18 protein-coding genes are annotated in these 17,442 nt (G+C 67.2%); 15 read left to right on the forward strand and 3 right to left on the reverse strand.

Annotated elements, in window-relative coordinates; translation table 11 throughout:
• Positions 1–5: 5 nt before the first annotated feature.
• Both secF and ACSQ9E_RS30235 read left to right on the forward strand, forming a co-directional pair.
• Entirely contained in the window at positions 6–959 is a 954-nt protein-coding gene (gene secF, locus ACSQ9E_RS30230) for a protein translocase subunit SecF (RefSeq protein WP_057200657.1), read from the forward strand.
• A 17-nt stretch (positions 960–976) separates the two neighbouring features.
• Positions 977–3,364 (forward strand): DUF1631 domain-containing protein, encoded by a 2,388-nt coding sequence (locus ACSQ9E_RS30235; RefSeq protein ID WP_057200658.1) that lies wholly within the window; start codon positions 977–979, stop codon positions 3,362–3,364.
• Between the two features lie 27 nt (positions 3,365–3,391).
• Here ACSQ9E_RS30235 and dprA read toward each other — a convergent pair whose 3' ends face one another.
• Both dprA and ACSQ9E_RS30245 read right to left on the reverse strand, forming a co-directional pair.
• A complete protein-coding gene (gene dprA, locus ACSQ9E_RS30240) occupies positions 3,392–4,561 on the reverse strand; it encodes a DNA-processing protein DprA (RefSeq protein WP_436220279.1) in 1,170 nt (389 codons plus the stop codon).
• A 97-nt stretch (positions 4,562–4,658) separates the two neighbouring features.
• Positions 4,659–5,885: a LysM peptidoglycan-binding domain-containing protein gene (locus tag ACSQ9E_RS30245; protein WP_057200659.1), complete on the reverse strand. Its 1,227-nt coding sequence runs from the start codon at positions 5,883–5,885 to the stop codon at positions 4,659–4,661.
• 200 nt (positions 5,886–6,085) lie between these two features.
• On the opposite strand from ACSQ9E_RS30245, the gene def reads away from it, so the two are divergent.
• The 12 genes from def to ACSQ9E_RS30305 all read left to right on the forward strand — a co-directional run bounded on the left by def (position 6,086) and on the right by ACSQ9E_RS30305 (position 16,128).
• Entirely contained in the window at positions 6,086–6,592 is a 507-nt protein-coding gene (def, locus tag ACSQ9E_RS30250; protein ID WP_057200660.1) for a peptide deformylase, read from the forward strand.
• On the forward strand, positions 6,592–7,086 hold the full coding sequence (locus ACSQ9E_RS30255; RefSeq protein WP_436219969.1) for a hypothetical protein: 495 nt from the start codon (positions 6,592–6,594) through the stop codon (positions 7,084–7,086). The genes def and ACSQ9E_RS30255 overlap by 1 nt, the downstream gene beginning before the upstream one ends.
• Positions 7,087–7,110: 24 nt before the next feature.
• Positions 7,111–8,100 (forward strand): methionyl-tRNA formyltransferase, encoded by a 990-nt coding sequence (fmt, locus tag ACSQ9E_RS30260; protein WP_057267104.1) that lies wholly within the window; start codon positions 7,111–7,113, stop codon positions 8,098–8,100.
• Positions 8,101–8,165: 65 nt separating this feature from the next.
• On the forward strand, positions 8,166–8,930 hold the full coding sequence (locus ACSQ9E_RS30265; RefSeq protein ID WP_436220280.1) for an AzlC family ABC transporter permease: 765 nt from the start codon (positions 8,166–8,168) through the stop codon (positions 8,928–8,930).
• Positions 8,927–9,262 (forward strand): AzlD domain-containing protein, encoded by a 336-nt coding sequence (locus ACSQ9E_RS30270; protein ID WP_436219970.1) that lies wholly within the window; start codon positions 8,927–8,929, stop codon positions 9,260–9,262. Before ACSQ9E_RS30265 ends, ACSQ9E_RS30270 begins: the two co-directional genes overlap by 4 nt.
• Positions 9,263–9,347: 85 nt before the next feature.
• Positions 9,348–10,544 carry a phosphoglycerate kinase gene (locus ACSQ9E_RS30275; RefSeq protein WP_436176085.1) on the forward strand — a complete coding sequence of 399 codons (1,197 nt, stop codon included), beginning with the start codon at positions 9,348–9,350 and terminating at the stop codon, positions 10,542–10,544.
• A gap of 137 nt (positions 10,545–10,681) precedes the next feature.
• On the forward strand, positions 10,682–11,506 hold the full coding sequence (gene pyrF / locus ACSQ9E_RS30280; protein WP_057267108.1) for an orotidine-5'-phosphate decarboxylase: 825 nt from the start codon (positions 10,682–10,684) through the stop codon (positions 11,504–11,506).
• 45 nt (positions 11,507–11,551) lie between these two features.
• On the forward strand, positions 11,552–12,448 hold the full coding sequence (locus ACSQ9E_RS30285; protein ID WP_057267109.1) for a LysR family transcriptional regulator: 897 nt from the start codon (positions 11,552–11,554) through the stop codon (positions 12,446–12,448).
• A gap of 76 nt (positions 12,449–12,524) precedes the next feature.
• The gene (locus ACSQ9E_RS30290; RefSeq protein WP_369818179.1) at positions 12,525–13,556 is read left to right on the forward strand and encodes a Bug family tripartite tricarboxylate transporter substrate binding protein; all 1,032 of its coding nucleotides are present in this window, start codon (positions 12,525–12,527) and stop codon (positions 13,554–13,556) included.
• 5 nt (positions 13,557–13,561) lie between these two features.
• A complete protein-coding gene (locus ACSQ9E_RS30295; RefSeq protein ID WP_057267311.1) occupies positions 13,562–14,563 on the forward strand; it encodes a succinylglutamate desuccinylase/aspartoacylase domain-containing protein in 1,002 nt (333 codons plus the stop codon).
• Between the two features lie 118 nt (positions 14,564–14,681).
• A complete protein-coding gene (locus ACSQ9E_RS30300) occupies positions 14,682–15,434 on the forward strand; it encodes a tyrosine-protein phosphatase (RefSeq protein ID WP_057200669.1) in 753 nt (250 codons plus the stop codon).
• 118 nt (positions 15,435–15,552) lie between these two features.
• Entirely contained in the window at positions 15,553–16,128 is a 576-nt protein-coding gene (locus ACSQ9E_RS30305) for a hypothetical protein (protein ID WP_057267110.1), read from the forward strand.
• A gap of 18 nt (positions 16,129–16,146) precedes the next feature.
• Here the strand turns inward: ACSQ9E_RS30305 and ACSQ9E_RS30310 are convergent, their stop codons facing one another.
• A complete protein-coding gene (locus tag ACSQ9E_RS30310; RefSeq protein ID WP_057200671.1) occupies positions 16,147–16,671 on the reverse strand; it encodes a hypothetical protein in 525 nt (174 codons plus the stop codon).
• A 129-nt stretch (positions 16,672–16,800) separates the two neighbouring features.
• Between ACSQ9E_RS30310 and ACSQ9E_RS30315 the strand changes: the two genes are divergently transcribed.
• A complete protein-coding gene (locus ACSQ9E_RS30315) occupies positions 16,801–17,436 on the forward strand; it encodes a class I SAM-dependent methyltransferase (protein ID WP_057267114.1) in 636 nt (211 codons plus the stop codon).
• Positions 17,437–17,442 lie beyond the last annotated feature (6 nt).

Consider the following 17,442-nt stretch of genomic DNA (forward strand, 5'->3'; position numbering starts at 1 on the left):
CGGCCATGGAATTCTTCCGCATCAAAAAAGACATCCCCTTCATGAAGCACGCGTTGATCTTCAACGCGATCTCCTTCATCACCTTTGCGCTGGCCGTGTTCTTCCTGCTCACGCGCGGGCTGCATCTGTCGGTGGAGTTCACGGGCGGCACGGTCATGGAAGTGGCCTACAGCCAGCCGGCCGAGCTGTCCAAGGTGCGCGAGACGGTATCGGCGCTGGGCTACCCGGACGTGCAGGTGCAGACCTTCGGCTCCGCACGGGATGTGATGATCCGCCTGCCCGTGCAAAAGGGCGTGACCTCCGCGCAGCAGAGCGAGGGCGTTCTGAAGGCCCTCAAGGCTGCGGACGCAGAGGTGACGCTGCGCCGTACCGAGTTCGTCGGTCCGCAGGTCGGCGAGGAGCTCGTGCACGGCGGCCTGATGGCGCTCGGGATGGTGGTGGTGGGCATCATGATCTACCTGGCCTTCCGCTTCGAGTGGAAGTTCGGGGTGGCGGCCATCATCGCCAACCTGCACGACGTTGTGATCATCCTCGGATTCTTCGCGTTCTTCCAGTGGGAGTTCTCGCTCTCGGTGCTGGCCGCCGTGCTGGCCGTGCTGGGGTATTCGGTCAACGAGTCGGTCGTGATCTTCGACCGGATCCGTGAGGCCTTCCGCAAGTACCGCAAGATGACGACGCACGAGGTGATCGACCACGCCATCACCAGCACCATGAGCCGCACCATCATCACCCACGCCTCCACCGAGGCGATGGTGCTGTCGATGTTCTTCTTCGGTGGCCCGAGCCTTCATTACTTTGCACTCGCGCTGACCATTGGTATCCTGTTCGGTATCTACTCGTCGGTGTTCGTGGCTGCGGCAATCGCCATGTGGCTGGGCGTGAAGCGCGAAGACCTGATCAAGACCACCACCAAAAAGGACGGCGATCCCAACGATCCCAACGCCGGGGCCACCGTCTGAACCGCTAATATTGGCGCATGCAAAACTCCCCTGCTCCCTCACCGCAGCGCCGCCTGGCACGCCTGGCACGCCAGCGGTTCGTCGAGGGGATGGGTGCAGGGATGGCGGAGCTGGACAAGACCGTCGCTGATTTCCTGGGCGCCCTGATCGCGCAGACCGGTACCGCGCGCGAGATGCAGTCCCGGCGCGACACCTGGATGCTGTACCAGCAACTGCATGCCAAATGGGTGTCTGCCACCACCCACGCCTGGCAGGAGGCGCTGGCGCCCCATGCCAGCGCGCGGCCTGGCCTGACGGCTTCGGCTGGCAGCAACAACAACCTGTCGTTCGAGCTGCTCAGCGACGACGTGGTGGAAAACAAGATCGTCGCCTCGCGCATGGCGCTGACCGTGGCCGAACAGGCGGGAGCGCAGTTCGATGCGCTGCGCCAGCGCACCCAGTCGCTGGAAGGCCAGGAGATCGACAGCAATGACATTCTTCGCCCCGAAACCATCTGCCTGCTGCTGGTGCAGCAGTGGGTGGATGCGGGGCTGCCGCGCACCGACCTGCTCATCGTGGTCGACCCCCTGCAGCGCGAGCTGGCGAATGTGCTGCAAAAGCAGTACCAGGCCGTGAATGCCTTCTACGTGGAGCAGGGCGTGGCCGTGCCGTCCGACCTGCGCTCGCGTGTCAAGCGCACGGTAGGTGGCGCTACGGGCGCAGGTGGTGGCATGGGCGGCGATTCCGGTGCCGGTGGCCTGGCGTCGCAGGCGCTGGCCCAGTCGCGCGAGGCGATGGCTGCAGGCCGCCAGGCGGCGGCAGGCATGTACCCGCAACAGATGCACCCCCAGCACATGCAGGCGCGCATGCACCAAGGCCAGGGTTACCCCATGCCCCCTGGTGGCATGGGCTTTGCAACCGGCATGACGCCGCTGATCCGGGCGCGCCAGCGGGCGCAGGGCGTCATGGGCCAGCTGCGCCGGTTGCTCACGCAGCCTGCCACGGGCTTCGACATGATCAAGGCGCCGCCGGCTTCGGCCGCCCTGGCGCATGCACTGTCGGCGCAGCGCGTGCAAGCAGACACCTACTACAGCGGCATCGCCACGCTGATGGAGGACTACAGCCCGGCGGCCGTGGTGCAGCTGGCCGGGGCCGTGCGCGAGCGCTCCACCGAGTTCAAGAACAAGGCCTCCACCGCCGGTGAAAAAGCCATCATCGAGGTGGTGGCCCTGATGTTCCAGAGCATCCTGGCCGAAGACCGCATCCCGCCCGCCGTTCGCGTGTGGTTCGCGCGGCTGCAGGTACCGGTGCTGCGCGTGGCGCTGGCCGAGCCCGAGTTCTTCAGCAACCTGGACCATCCCGCGCGCCAGCTGATCGACCGCATGGGCGCCTGCGTGATGGGCTTTGACTCCACCAGCATCAACGGAAGCGCCCTGGAGGCCGAGATCCGTCGGGTGGTGCAGGTGATCGAGCAGTACCCGGAAACCGGCCGCCGCGTGTTCCAGCTGGTCTACGACGAGTTCGAGAAATTCCTCTCCAAGTTCCTTACCGAAAAGCAGGCCACTTCGCGCCTGGTCTCCGTGGCCCAGCAGGTCGAGCAGAAGGAAACCCTGGCCATCCAGTACACCATCGAGCTGCGCACCATGCTCAAGGACATGCCGGTGCGCGACGAGATCCGCGAATTCCTGTTCAAGACCTGGGCCGAGGTGCTGGCCCTGTCGGCCGTGCGCGATGGTGCCCAGCATGCCGACACCATCACCCTGAAGCGCACCGCCGCCGACTTGGTCTGGGCCGCCAGTGCCAAGCCCAACCGCAGCGACCGGGCGCAGGTCATCCAGAACCTGCCCGGCTTGCTGCAGCGCCTGCGCCAGGGCCTGGCGCTGATGGGCATCCACGATGCGCCGCAGGACGCGCTGATCAAGACGCTGACCGACACGCTGGCAGATGCCTTCCTGTCCAAGACCGCGTCGATCCCGCAGGCGCACATCGACGCCATGGCCAAGCGCCTGGCCAATCTCGAGGATTTCATCAACGACGCCACGCTGGGCGACATGCCGCTCAATGCCGACAACATCGAGATGATGCTGGGCATCGATGCCTCGTCCATCCACGTGGTGGCCGACAACGGGGCCCCCGTGGACGAGGGCATGGTCGTATGGGCCCAGGAACTCAAGCCCGGCACCTGGTACACGCTCGACCACAACGGCTCTTCGGCCCAGGTGCAGTACGCCTGGCAGAGCCAGCGCAAGCAACTGCACCTGTTCGCCGCGGTGGATGGCAGCAGCTACCTGATCCAGCTGCGGCGCCTGGCCGCCTACCTGCAGGCAGGCCTGCTCGTGGCACAGGACGAGGAAGGTATCACCACCCGCGCCACGCGCGATGCGCTGGCCAAGCTGGACGCCAACCCGGAACGCCTGCTGGGCTGAACTGTCCAGCCGCTTCGGCGGTTGGGGTCACGCCATGCCCACGCGCTGGAACAAGCCGCCCGGCAGGCGCGCGACGTTGCCCGCCAACTCCAGCTCCAGCAGTTGCACCTGCAGCCCTGCGGCATCCATGCCGGTGCGGGCGAGCAGTGTATCCAAGCCCATAGGGTCATATCCCAGGGCCTGCAGCAAGGGGCTGTCCTGCCGCGAATGCTCGCGGCCAAGGCCTTGCGGGCCAGAGGCGGCGGCCGAGGAGGTGGCCGCAGCAGGCAGGCTCAATTCCTCCAGCACGTCCTGGGCGGACTCCACCAGCTTGGCGCCCTGGCGGATGAGCGCGTGGCATCCCCGGGACTGGGGTGAGTGGATGGAGCCCGGGATGGCGAACACCTCGCGGCCCTGCTCCGCCGCCAGCCGGGCCGTGATCAGCGAGCCCGAGGCGAGGGCTGCCTCGACCACCAGCGTGCCCTGCGAAAGCCCGGAAATGATGCGGTTGCGCTTGGGGAAGTTGGGTGCCAGCGGTGGTGTGCCCAGTGGGTACTCGCTCACCAGCAGTCCCTGCCGGGCGATGCGGTGTGCCAGCGCCCGGTTGGCTGCCGGGTAGACCCTGTCCAGGCCCGTTCCCACCACGGCGATGGTCGCGGGGTGGTCTTCCTCCAGGTCTGCGCTCTCCAGTGCGCCCTCATGGGCGGCAGCGTCCACCCCCAGCGCCAGGCCGGAGACGATGGTGAGGCCGGCACCTTGCAAGGCCCTGGCGAACTGCCGGGCATGTTCCGCGCCCTGGGCCGTCGGATTGCGGCTGCCCACCACGGCCAGGCAAGGGCGTTCGCCCAGCGGCTGCTCGGATGACAGGCGTGCCGCAGGACCCATCAGGTACAGCAGCAACGGGGGATCATCGGTGTTCAGGAGGATACGGGGATAGCCGACATCACCCAGGGTGAGCAGCGTCCGGGCGGCAGCCCCGGGCTCGGGCGCATCCTGCAGCCATTCCCAGGTGGTTTCCACCAGGTCGGCCAGGGTGGGCGGAATGGCACGCAAGGCCTTGGCCTGGGCAGGGGTCACGCACTCCAGCAAAGCGGCTTCCGACTGGTCAAAAATGGCTTGCGGCAGACCGAACCGGGCCAGCAGAAGGCGCGCGGCGGCATTGCCCACGCCGCGCGACAGCGTCAGCCTGAGCCAGGCCTGCAACTCATCGTGGTCCATGGGCATGGCGTGGCCTGGGGGGCTTCACGGTGCGGAGCCATCCTTCCGTGCACCCGGGCTTGCACCCGGGTAGGGATGGACGGCAGTGCCGCTCAGTTCACTCCTGTGGGCTGACCAGCCGGTCGCCCACGCGCACGCCGGTGCGGATCTCCAGGATCAGCGCGTACGAGACCCGGTCGAAGGTGCGGAACACCATGGCCAGGCCATTGATCTCGCTGGGCAGCTTGACCATGGGGAGCTTGGGATCGGTCTTGTCCTTGATGGTGTCGCCCTTGGTCATCAGCCGCATCACATGGCCGACTTCCATGCCGTTGCGCGTGCCCAGGTTGATGGCCACCACCTGGTTCTGGCCCGCCGAGCCAGCCGAGGCCCCGGAGGCGGAGCTGCCGTAGATGGACACCACGCGGGCCTCGACACCGTCCTGGGGTGCACGGGGCACATAGCTGATGAATTCGCGTGCGGGCGCGGGCAGCAGCCGGTCACCGGCACGGATTTCTTCCTTGGCACCCGTCAGGTCCACGGTGGCGGGGACGTAGTCGGTCTGGATGCCGCCCTTGCCGTTGGAGGACTTCTCGAAGCTCTCGCCGCGCACCAGTTCGGCCTTGCCCAGGTACTGCGCTTCATACCCCAGGACCTCGCCGGTCTGGGGGTCCTTGAGGGCGACTGCATCACGGAACACGCGGAACTGGCGCGGCTCGCCCGGCTCCATCGTCAGCGGCGTGGCCGCGTCTCCGCGCACATAGGCGCGGTCGCCGCTGGCCATCAGCACGCGCTCTTCCACGGTCGCAATCACGCGCGGGGCGCGTTGCAGTACGCTCGCGTCCACCACCATCGGCTCCACCAGGAAAGGCTCGATCAGGTGCGGCTTGAGCGTCGGCAGTGCCGTGCTGGACAGGCTGTCGCTGCGGGTGCTGGGGGATACGCGCACGGTGTCCGAGGATCCGCTGCCGCCCGGTGCCGTGGTGCGCAGGCGGGCAAAGCCACCGTCCTTGTCCAGGTACAGCGTCTGGCCGGGGAAGATCAGGTGCGGGTTGGGCAGGGCCTGCATGTTCATGCCCCACAGTTCGGGCCAGCGCCAGGCGCTCTTGAGGTACAGGCCGGAAATGCCCCACAGGGTGTCACCGCGCTTGACCACGTACACGTCGGGCGCATTGGGTGCCAGATCGGCCACGGGAATGCCGCGCTGCGACACCTCCTGCGCCTTGGCACGCTGCTGGCCGGAAACGGGGTGATTTTGCGCCTGGACCGGTGCGACGAGCAAAGCGCCTGCGGCCACGGTCAGGGCGCCCAGGGCGGTAAGCCGCGCGCTGGTGAATGCCGTCATGTTGTTCCTTTTCTGATGCATTGTGAAACGCCCCCTCACTGGCGTCCGCGCTGCACAGCACATGCAGGCAGCCGGACAAATACGTTACAAACCATCTGAGATTCTCTGCTCAAGCCCTTGATTCGGCAACGATTATTGAGTTGAGTATCTGCAGCATGGGGCAAAAGTGGCGAAAATAGCGACATCTATTACCCGATTCCATGGCAATTCTCCCCATTCTCTGTTATCCGGACCCCCGGCTTCACAAGGTCGCACGACCGATCGAAGCCGTGGATGCGCGCCTGAAGACCCTGGTGGCCGACATGCTGGCCACCATGTATGACGCCAATGGCATCGGCCTGGCGGCCACCCAGGTGGACGTGCACGAGCGCCTCGTGGTCATCGACGTCTCCGAAGGGCGCAACGAGCCCCTGGTGCTGATCAACCCCGAAATCGTCTGGGCCAGTGCCGAAAAGCACGTCAATGACGAGGGCTGCCTCTCGGTGCCCGGCATCTACGACGGGGTCGAGCGCCACGATGCGGTGCATGTGAAGGCGCTGGACGCCGAGGGCCAGTCGCGCACCATCGAGGCCGAGGGCCTGCTGGCGGTCTGCATCCAGCACGAGATGGACCACCTGCTGGGCAAGGTTTTCGTCGAATACCTCTCGCCGTTGAAGCGCAACCGCATCAAGACCAAGATGGTCAAGCAGCAGCGGGAGACCCGCTGATGCGTCCGCCCCGCCTCCTGCGCGGCGCCGCAGCGCTGGCGCTGGTGGCGGGCTTGGCCGCGTGCGCCGTGCCCTCGCGCGAGCCCCTGGGCACCCCGCGCGCCCACGTCGTGGCGCACCTGGGGGCACCCACCGCAGTCCACGCCCTGCCGCAGGGCGAGCGCCTGCTGTATTCGCAGTTGCCCGCCGGCACCGAGGTGTACAACCTGGATTTCGACGCCACTGGCCGCCTGGTGCGCACCGAGCAGGTCCTGACCCAGGCCCGGCTCGAAAGCATCCCGCTGGACCAATGGACCCTGGCCGACCTGCAGCGCACCTTCGGCCCGCCGCTGCGCGTGGAGCGGGTGGCCCGCTGGGACGGTGACATCTGGACCTACCGCTTCAAGCAGGGGGCCGATCCGCGTTTTGCCCATGTCCATCTGGACCCTGCCGGCACAGTGCGCCGCATCGGCTTCACCGACGACATTCCCAATACCGACAAAGGACGAGACTGATCGTCTTTGTTGCAGAAAAGCCCCATGAACGTCATTTTTGCCGGCACGCCCGAGTTCGCCCGCGTGGCCCTGGAGCGCTTGCTGAAGGCCGGCTTCACCGTCCCTCTGGTTCTGACCCAGCCTGACCGCCCTGCCGGCCGGGGCATGAAACTGCAGGCCTCCCCCGTCAAACAGTGCGCCCTGGACCACGGCATCGCCGTGGCGCAGCCCAGGAGCCTGCGGCTGGACGGCAAGTACCCCGAGGATGCCGCCGCCGCGCGCGAGGCCCTGCTGGCCGCCCGGGCCGACACCATGGTGGTGGCCGCCTATGGCCTGATCCTGCCCCAATGGGTGCTGGACCTGCCGCGCCTGGGTTGCCTGAACATCCACGCCAGCCTGCTGCCGCGCTGGCGCGGTGCCGCGCCCATCCACCGCGCCATCGAGGCCGGGGATGCCGAGACCGGTGTCACCATCATGCAGATGGATGCCGGCCTGGACACGGGTGACATGCTGTTGACCGAACGCACGGCCATTTCCGTCACCGACACCACCGCTGCGCTGCATGACCGGCTCGCGGACCTGGGTGGACGGATGATCGTGGAAGCGTTGGAGATGGCCGCCTGCGGTGGCCTTGCCCCTGTGGTGCAGCCTGCCGAGGGGGTGACCTATGCGCACAAGATCGAAAAAGCCGAGAGCAGCGTCGACTGGTCGCTGCCGGCCCAGGCCATAGACCAGCGCATCCGCGCTTTCGATCCCTTCCCCGGTGCCAGCACCCGTCTGGGGGCTGAAACGATCAAGCTGTGGGGTGCATCGCCCGAGTCGATGGATGCACCCGCAGGTGCCGTGCCCGGGCAGGTCCTGGCCGCCGATGCTTCCGGTGTCATTGTGGCCTGCGGCATAGGCTGCCTGCGCCTGACCACCCTGCAGCGCGCGGGCGGCAAGCGCCTGGCGGCCGCCGATTTCCTGCGCGGTTTCGACGAGCTGCAGCCCGGCGCCGTGCTGGGCAGTGCCTCTGACGCCAGCGGCACGCCATGAGCACGCTGGCGCAGAAGGTCTCCCGCACGGTCCGCGATCCCCATTTCCGCCTGGCCGCCGTGGACATGGCGGGCACCTCCCTGGGCATTGCCGCCTGGGGCCTGGTGACCGGCGTGGCCATGGTCAAGAGCGGCATGTCCGTGTCGCTGGCGCTGTTCATGTCGCTGGTGGTCTATGCGGGCAGCGCCCAACTGGCCGTGATCCCGCTGCTTACCGTGGGAGCGCCGCTGTGGGTGATCTGGCTCACGGCCTCGTGCGTGAACCTGCGCTTCGTCATTTTCAGCAGCATGTGGCGCAGCTACTTTGCCCATCGGCCCCTGCGCGAGCGCTTGGCCATCGGCTACTTCAGCGGCGACGTGATCTACGTGGCGTTCATGAAGCGCTTTCCTGAGCCCAGGTCCCAGCCCGAGCAGATGCCTTACTTCTGGGGGGCGGCCACCACCAACTGGATCGCCTGGCAGGTGCCGTCCATCGCCGGCATCCTGCTGGCCAATGCCGTTCCGCTGTCCTGGGGCTTGGGCTTTGCGGGTGTGCTGGCGCTGCTGGGAGTGCTGCTGTCGCTGCTGTTCGACCGGGCCACCTGGCTGGCCACCGGCGTGGCGGCCACGGCCGCCGTGGCCGCCTTTGCATTGCCACTCAAGCTCAACATCCTGGTGGCCATTGCGGCTGCCGTGGCGGTGGGGCTGATGATCGAGGCGGTGGACCGGCGCCGCAAGAACCGCCACCCCGAAATGCTGCTGGTACCCGCCAACAGCGTGATGCCGCCCGAGGAGCGCCAGCACATGAAGGACGGTGACGTGGTGCCCCTGCGCGAGGAGCGCCACCCATGAACGGCCACTGGATCGAGACCACCATCGCCATCCTTGGCCTGGCCATCATCACCGTGGTGTCGCGCGCCTTCTTCATGATCCCCGAGCGCGAGCTGCCCCTGCCCGACTGGCTCAAGCGCGGCCTCAAGTACGCACCGCTGGCCGCACTCACGGCCGTGATCGCGCCCGAAATCCTCATGACCCAGGGCGAACTGCTCGACACCTTCAAGGACGCGCGCCTGCCGGCCGTGCTGCTGGCGAGCGCCTACTACTTCTGGAAGCGCGGCATCCTGGGCACCATCGTCGTGGGCATGGTGGTGTACCTGCCGCTGCACATCGGCTGGGGCTGGTAGGCCAGGGAGCCGGCAGGGGCGGGCGGGACGCCCGCCTAAAATGGCGGCCCTGATCTCAGTGCCCCCATCCAGGAATCCTTTTCCCATGAACATCCTCCGCTTTTCCGATCTGTGCGCCCAAGGCAAGGCCCAAGGCCAGCGCGTCTTCATCCGTGCCGACCTGAACGTGCCGCAGGACGACCGTGGCGCCATCACCGAGGACACGCGCATCCGCGCCTCCATCCCCTGCATCCAGATGGCGCTGGACGCCGGCGCCGCCGTCATGGTCACCAGCCACCTGGGCCGCCCCACCGAAGGCGAGTTCAAGCCCGAGGACACCCTGGCCCCTGTGGCCGCGCGCCTGGGCGAGCTGCTGGGCCGCGAGGTGCCCCTGGTCTCCAACTGGGTCGACGGCGTCAGCGTGGCCCCCGGCCAGATCGTGCTGCTGGAGAACTGCCGCCTCAACGTGGGCGAGAAGAAGAACAAGGAAGAGCTGGCGCGCAAGATGGCCGCACTGTGCGATATCTTCGTGAACGATGCCTTTGGCACGGCCCACCGTGCCGAGGGCACCACCTACGGCATCGCCCAGTTCGCGCCCATCGCCTGCGCCGGCCCGCTGCTGTCGGCCGAGATCGACGCGCTGACCAAGGCCCTGGCCCAGCCCCAGCGCCCGCTGGTGGCCATCGTGGCGGGCTCCAAGGTGTCGAGCAAGCTCACCATCCTCAAGGCCTTGGCCGACAAGGTGGACCAGCTCATCGTGGGCGGCGGCATCGCCAACACCTTCATGCTGGCCGCGGGCCTGCCCATCGGCAAGAGCCTGGCCGAACCCGACCTGGTGGAAGAAGCCCGCGCCGTCATGGCTGCGATGAAGGCCCGTGGCGCCGACGTGCCGATCCCCACCGATGTGGTCACGGCCACGGCCTTCTCTGCCGACGCTCCCGCCACGGTCAAGGCGGCCGCCGATGTCGGTGCCGACGACCTGATCCTGGACATCGGACCCGAAACGGCCGCCCGCTTGGCCGAAAAACTCAAGTCGGCCGGCACCATCGTTTGGAACGGCCCGGTGGGGGTGTTCGAGTTCGCTGCCTTCGAAAATGGCACGCGCGCGATTGCCGCTGCCATTGCCGAATCGCCCGCATTCAGCATTGCCGGGGGCGGAGATACTCTGGCCGCCATCGCCAAATACGGTATCGAGAAGCAGGTGGGCTATATCTCTACCGGCGGGGGCGCGTTTCTGGAAGTGCTGGAAGGCAAAACGCTGCCGGCTTTCGAGATATTGGAAAAACGCGCAGTTACAAATTAATGAACCTGGTTGCACTTATCGCGCGCTGAAAAAGGCCGTTTCGACGGCCTTTTTTTGCGCCCGTGCGAGGGGTTCGCAGGGATGAAGGCACCACCGCCAGCCCTTTCCCGGGTCGGGCCCGCCTAAAATCGGGCCCCATGACCTTTCTAGACATGCTGCGCGACGCATCCGCACAGAACAACTCCATGCTGTGCGTGGGCCTGGACCCCGAGCCCACCCGCTTTCCCGCCGCGCTCCAGGGCGATGCGCGCAAGATCTACGATTTCTGCGCTGCCATCGTCGATGCCACGGCCGACCTGGCCTGTGCCTTCAAGCCCCAGATCGCCTACTTTGCCGCCCACGGAGCAGAAGACCAGCTCGAACGCCTGATGCAGCACATGCGTGCCAACGCGCCGCATGTTCCGGTGATCCTGGATGCCAAGCGCGGTGACATCGGCTCCACGGCCGAGCAGTACGCCAAGGAGGCGTTCGAGCGCTACGGTGCCGACGCGGTCACGCTGTCGCCCTTCATGGGCTTCGATTCCATCGAACCCTACCTGGCCTACCACGGCAAGGGTGCCTTCCTGCTGTGCCGCACCTCCAACCCCGGGGGGGACGACCTGCAGATCCAGCGCCTGGCCAGCGTGGAAGGCCAGCCACTGCTGTACGAGCATGTGGCGCGCCTGGCCCAGGGCCCGTGGAACCGCAACGGCCAGCTCGGCCTGGTGGTGGGCGCCACCTACCCGCAGGAGATCGAGCGCGTGCGCGCCATCGCCCCCACGCTGCCCTTGCTGATCCCGGGCGTCGGTGCCCAGGGTGGCGACGCGGTGGCCACCGTGCGTGCCGGCCTGCGCGAGGGCGGGCCGATCATCGTGAATTCGTCGCGCTCCATCCTCTATGCCTCGGGCGGCGAGGACTTTGCCGCCGCGGCGCGCACCGAAGCCGAACGCACCCGGGCGGTGCTGGAAGCGGCCCGCGGCTGATCGCCCTGCGCGCCCCCGGCGCGCACTGACCGCAAGGATCCCTCGATGCAACTGAAGTGGCTGGAGGATTTCATCGTGCTCGCGCAGGAGCGCAGCTTCACGCGCGCGGCCGAGCTGCGGCATGTCACCCACCCGGCCTTCGGGCGGCGCATCCGGGCGCTGGAGGAATGGGCCGGAACCCCCCTGGTAGAAAAGGGTGGCGGCCCGGTGACACTGACCGCTGCCGGCAAGCGCTTCCTGGAGACGGCCGGCCAGATGGCGCGCAGCCTGGCCCAGTCGCACGAAGAAATGCAGAGCATGGCCGGGCGCACGGCGCGCACCGTGACCATCGTCACGGGCCGCACGCTGGCGCGCACCCTGCTGGCCGACTGGCTGGTACGGCTGCCGCGCGCACTGCACGCCAGCGAGCTGTGCATCCGCACCGGCTCCCTGGCCGAGACGGTGGCCCAGCTCGAACGCAGCGAGGCCGACTTCTCGCTGGTCTACCACCACACCGCCCTGGCCGTGCGGCTCGATGCCCGGCAGTTCAGCCACGTGACGGTGGCCAGCGACCGGATGGTGCCTGTGTCGCGCGCAACCACCCAGGGCCTACCGCAACACCGTTTTGACCCCGAAGGTCCCGCCACGGCCTACCTGGCCTATGCGCCACAGCTTGCCCTGGGCCGGCTGGTGGAGGACCACCTGGCCAACCACCCCCATGCGCCCCGACTGCAGCGCGTGGTGGAATGCGACTCGCCCGATGCCCTGTACGAATACACCTTGCGTGGGGTCGGTGTGGCCTGGCTGCCGTGGTCCCTGGTGCATGCCGACTGCAAGGCCCAGCGCCTGGCGCTGGCAGGCGATGCGCGCATGGAGGTGCGCTTCGATGTGCGCCTGTACCGCCCCAAGCGCCGATTGATGCCGCTGGCCGAGGCGTTCTGGCAGGCGTTCGCGCAACGCTGAGCGCAACTGCAGTCGAGCCAAGACGGCACGGATCGGTGCCATTTCGGCACCATGATGGCATGGCTACTTTCTCACAATGGCTTACATACCAAGCCCCAAACCCCACCCGATCAGGAGTCCCATTGTGAAAAACCCGACCCATTTCGCTCGCCGCACCGCACTGTTGTGTGCCCTGGCCTCCTGCTTCGCCGTGGCCCCGGCTCTGGCGCAGGACGCTTTCCCCTCCAAGCCGATCACCATCGTCGTGGGCTATCCGCCGGGCGGCAGTACCGACCTCACAGGGCGTGCGGTGGCGCAGGAACTGGGCGCCAAGCTGGGCGTGCCGGTGGTGATCGAGAACATCGGCGGAGCCGGCGGCTCCATTGGTGCCCAGAAGGTGGCCAGCGCCGCACCCGATGGCTACACGCTGCTGGTCGGTGCCAGCAACGAGATTGCCATCAACAAGCTGGTGACCAAGAAGGTCAAGTACGACGTCAAGGATTTCACGGCCATCGGTCTCGTGGCCTCCCAGCCGTTGGTGCTGGTGGCATCCACCGGTGCGGGCGTGAAAAACGTCGCCGAATTCACGCAGAAGGTGGCCAAGAGCCCTGGCAAGTACAGCTACGGCAGCTCGGGCGTGGGCACCTCGCTGCACCTGGCCGGTGAAATGGTCAAGGAGCAGGGCAAGCTTTTCATGGCCCACATCCCCTACCGGGGCGTGGCGCCGCTGACCAACGACCTGCTGGGCAACAACCTCGAGTACGGCGTGTTCGTGCTCTCCAGCGGCCTGCCCCACATCAAGAGTGGCAAGGTGATCGCGCTTGGCACCACCGAGGCCAAGCGGTCCGCTGCGACCCCGGATATCCCTGCCCTGGCCGAATCGCCCCAGTTCAAGAGTGTGGACATCGGCGTGTGGTTCGCCCTGCTCGGCCCGGCCAACCTGCCCAAGCCGGTGTTCGACAAGATCAAGAAGGCGCTCAACGAGACGCTGCAATCGCCCGACTTCCGTAAGAAGATGGAGGCCAGCGGCTCCACCGTGGCGGCCACGAATGTGAACCTGGACCAGTACTTGGCGGCCGAGGTGGCCAAGTACAAGAAAATCGTCGAGTTCGCCAAGATTGAGGAATGATGGGCATGACTGCAGTGACGACATCCCCGCAGCCCCTGGTCTTCGAACTGCCCGCGCCCGACATCAGCGCCTGGCGCGCGGGCAATACCGGCACCGAAGGCGTCTGGCACTTCGATTCGGGCCTGGGCGGCCGCCACGTGATGATCAGCGCCCTGGTGCATGGCAACGAGCTGTGCGGTGCCTGGGCCCTCAAGGGCCTGCTGGAAGCCGGGCTGCGCCCCGCACGCGGAAAGCTCACGCTGGCGTTCTGCAACCTCGAAGCCTTCGACCGGTTCGACCCGCTGAGCCACGATGCTTCGCGCTTCACCGACGAAGACCTCAACCGCCAATGGCTCGACGAGCGCATTGACGCTGGCGACACCATCGAGCGCCGCCGTGCCGCAGCCCTGCGCCCCTTCGTGGCCCAGGCCGACTGGCTGCTGGACATCCACTCCATGCACGAGCCCTCGGCGCCGCTCCTGCTCACCGGCATACAGCCGCGCAACCTGCAACTGGCGCGTGCCATGCGCTCGCCCGAGCACATCGTGGTCGATGCCGGTCACAAGGACGGCGTGCGCATGCGCGACTACGGGCGCTTCGGTCTGGGTGACGGGGATGGCGTGGGCCAGGGTGGGGACACCCGCTCCCTGCTCATCGAATGCGGCTTCCATGGAGACCCGGCGAGCCGCGCCGTGGCGCAGGACCAGTGCGTGCGTTTCATCGAACAGTCGGGTGTGCTCGATGCCGATGCGCTGGCCCGGCAGTTTCCCGGCTGGCGCCTGCCCGATGCGCCGCGCCAGTGGGCGCTCGAAGTCACCGGGCCGGTGGTGGCCACCAGCAGCGCCTTCCGCTTCGTGGAGCCCTACACGGGCCTGGAAGTGATCGCCAAGGCCGGTACCGTGATTGGCGACAACGACGGTGTGCCCGTCACCACGCCCTACGACGACTGCGTGCTGGTGATGCCCTCGGTGCGACAGGCGCGTGCGGGCGTGACGGTGGTGCGCTACGCGAGCCGCCGCGCACTTTAAAGGCCGCCCTCTCAGGCCGTGGTCCTGGGCCGCAGGGCTACTGCCTGCGCGACAGGCAGGGGGCCTGGGTGTCGTATAAGCTCAGGCACCCTCCCCAGCCCTTCCTGTCCGAACTGCCATGCAACAAGACCCCGCCCGTTCTCTTCCCATGGCCGGCGCCACCAACTTCCGCGACCTGGGCGGCTATGCCGGGCAGGGTGGCCGGACCGTGAAATGGCGCCGCATCTTCCGCTCCGACCACCTGGCCGGGCTGACCCCGGCCGACCAGGCCCTGCTGGCCGAACTGGGCGTGACCCGCGCCATCGACTTTCGCGGCAAGGCCGAGGGCGCGGCCTATGCCTATGCGATCCCCGGCGTGGCCTACCACCCGCTGGTCATCGAGCCCACCGTGGTGCAGCGCGCGCTGGAGCTGCAGGCCACCGGCCGTGCGCTCACCGCGCAGGACGCCGTGGTCCTCATGCAGGACACCTACCGCGGCTTCGTGCACGAGAACGCACCGCGCTTTGCCGAGCTGTTCCGCCTGCTGCTGGCCAGCGACGCACCCACGGTGTTCCACTGCACCGCCGGCAAGGACCGCACCGGCTTTGCAGCCGCCCTCATCCTGATGGCCCTGGGCGTGCCGCGCGAGACCGTGATGCAGGATTACCTGCTCACCAACAACCTCTACCGCCGCCCCGCCGGCATGGGCAGCCACGCGCCCGAGGAGGTGCTGGCCGTGCTGTGGCGCGTGCAGGAGGAATTTCTCGACGCTGCGCTGCACATGGTGGACCAGGACTATGGCGGCGTGCAGACCTACCTGGTGGACGTGCTCGGGGTGGATGCTGCGGCGCAGCGGCAACTGGTGGAGCAGTACCTGCAGCCTGCTGCGTGAGGGCCATCGGCTGCGCGGGAGTTCGTTACACGCGGATACTTGAGTCGCTCTCGCAGCCACTGCAGCGGTGGCATAGTGCACGACTTTCTCGCTGACCGACTCTCGAAAGAATCTCCGAATGAATTTCCGCAAGCAATGCCTGCGTGCCGGCCTGGTCCTTGCCCTGTCGTTTGCCGCCCTGTCCCCGGTGGCCATGGCGGCGCAGACCGACGCCGAGCGCCAGACCGTGATCATGTCCATGTTCAAGGAAGGTGCCGTGCTGACCGAAGAGGTGCACCGTGAATTCTGGTCCGGCCTCCAGGACCCCGAGGCCGCAGTGAGCCGCAGCGCCATGGAGCGCGTGGCCTTTGCGCTCAAGAACAACATCGAGCTCGAGCGCGCCACCGTGGTGAGCTACAAGGCCAGCATCAAGCAGCGCAAGCCGGTGGTGGACAAGAGCTACGAGTCGGCCCTCAAGACGCGCCTGGAGATGATGCGCATGCGCAACCTGGCCACCGACTCCGTGCTGGCCCGGGACAAGGAGTTCCGCGATTCGCTGGTGGCCGTTTCCAAGGGCAAGCCCGTGGAGACCAACGGCACCAAGATCACCATGACCAACGAGCTTATCGACCAGGCACTGGTGCGGCTCGAAGCCTCCTATGCGCGGCTGGAACGTCTGCTCAATCCCGTCTGGACGGCCTCCCCGGGCAAATAGCCTGCAACACGCCCCGGGTCAGCGCGGCATGGACGCCGCTCTCTGGGCCTTCTGGGCCTCCTGGGCCTCTCGGGCCCATTGCGGCTTCGCCGCCCTCACCGCTTCGGTGAAGCGATCCACCGTGGTGCCCACGTTGCGCATCGAGGCCAGCAGGTCCTTGTCTCGCTCGCCACTGCGCGCCAGGGGCTCCAGTCCGTCCACGTAGATGCGCACGGCGTGCTGCATGCAGTCGGGCATGGGTTCGGTCAGGAAATACTGGCGCAATTGCAGATGCAGGTCGCGCATCCGGCGCATGGTGGCAAGAGGGTCCGCCGCCTCGGTATCGTGTGTGCTGGTCAGGTGTTCCACGGCCGCGAAATTGTCTCCGATGCGGGCGCGCCAGACCCGCAGCTGGCGAGTGTCCTCGCACGAGAAGGCCTGGGCCGCGTTCGCAGGCGGTGGCCTGGAGCAGGCGGCCAGCAGCATCAGCGACCACACCAGCAACAAGAGCGTGCAGTGCCTCGCAATGGACAGGTGCGGGGAGCGGCAATTGATCAGGTGCATCGGCGGTCAGGCGTGATCCATGAAGGGCTGTGTCCCATTGTGCCGTGGCGCAGGGAGTGCGAACCACGGCGGGTGGCCACCCTCGGCGATACTCCAGCGTAAGGCGGTCCCTCCGCCAAGCAACAAGGAATGGCAGTGACATCTGCAAGCAGTGCGGGCCAGAGCGCCGACGCCGATGGTTTCGATGCGGCCTACTACGAGCGCTTTTACTTCAACAAGAAGACCAGCGTGGTGGACCCCGCACACACCGAGCGGCTTGGTGCCTTCGTCTGTAGCTACCTGCAGTACCTGCGCGTGCCGGTGAAACGCGTGCTGGATGTGGGCTGCGGCATCGGGCTGTGGCGCGACCTGGTCGCGCGCCACTTTCCGCAAGCGACTTTTCACGGCGTGGAATTCAGCGAGTATCTGTGCGGCCGCTTTGGCTGGGAGCAGGGCTCGGTGGTCGACTACAAGGCGCGCACGCCCTACGACCTGGTGATCTGCCAAGGCGTGCTGCCCTACCTGAACGAGACCGACGTGCAGACGGCCCTGCGCAACCTGGCCCGGCTCAGCCGCGGCGCCCTGTATGTGGAGGCCGTCACGCGCGAAGACTGGGAGCAGGACATCGTGGACGAGACGCTGACCGACCCGCGCATGTTCCGCCACCCTGCGCAGCTGTACCGCCGCACGCTGGCCGAGGGCTTCACCGAGCTGGGTGGCGGTGTGTGGCTGAGCCCCAAGACCGAGTTGCCGCTGTTTGCGCTTGAGCACGCGGGCGGCCAGTGACGGCTG

Origin of the sequence: Acidovorax sp. LjRoot118 (genome assembly GCF_964253575.1) — a bacterium.
GTDB lineage: Bacteria > Pseudomonadota > Gammaproteobacteria > Burkholderiales > Burkholderiaceae_C > Acidovorax.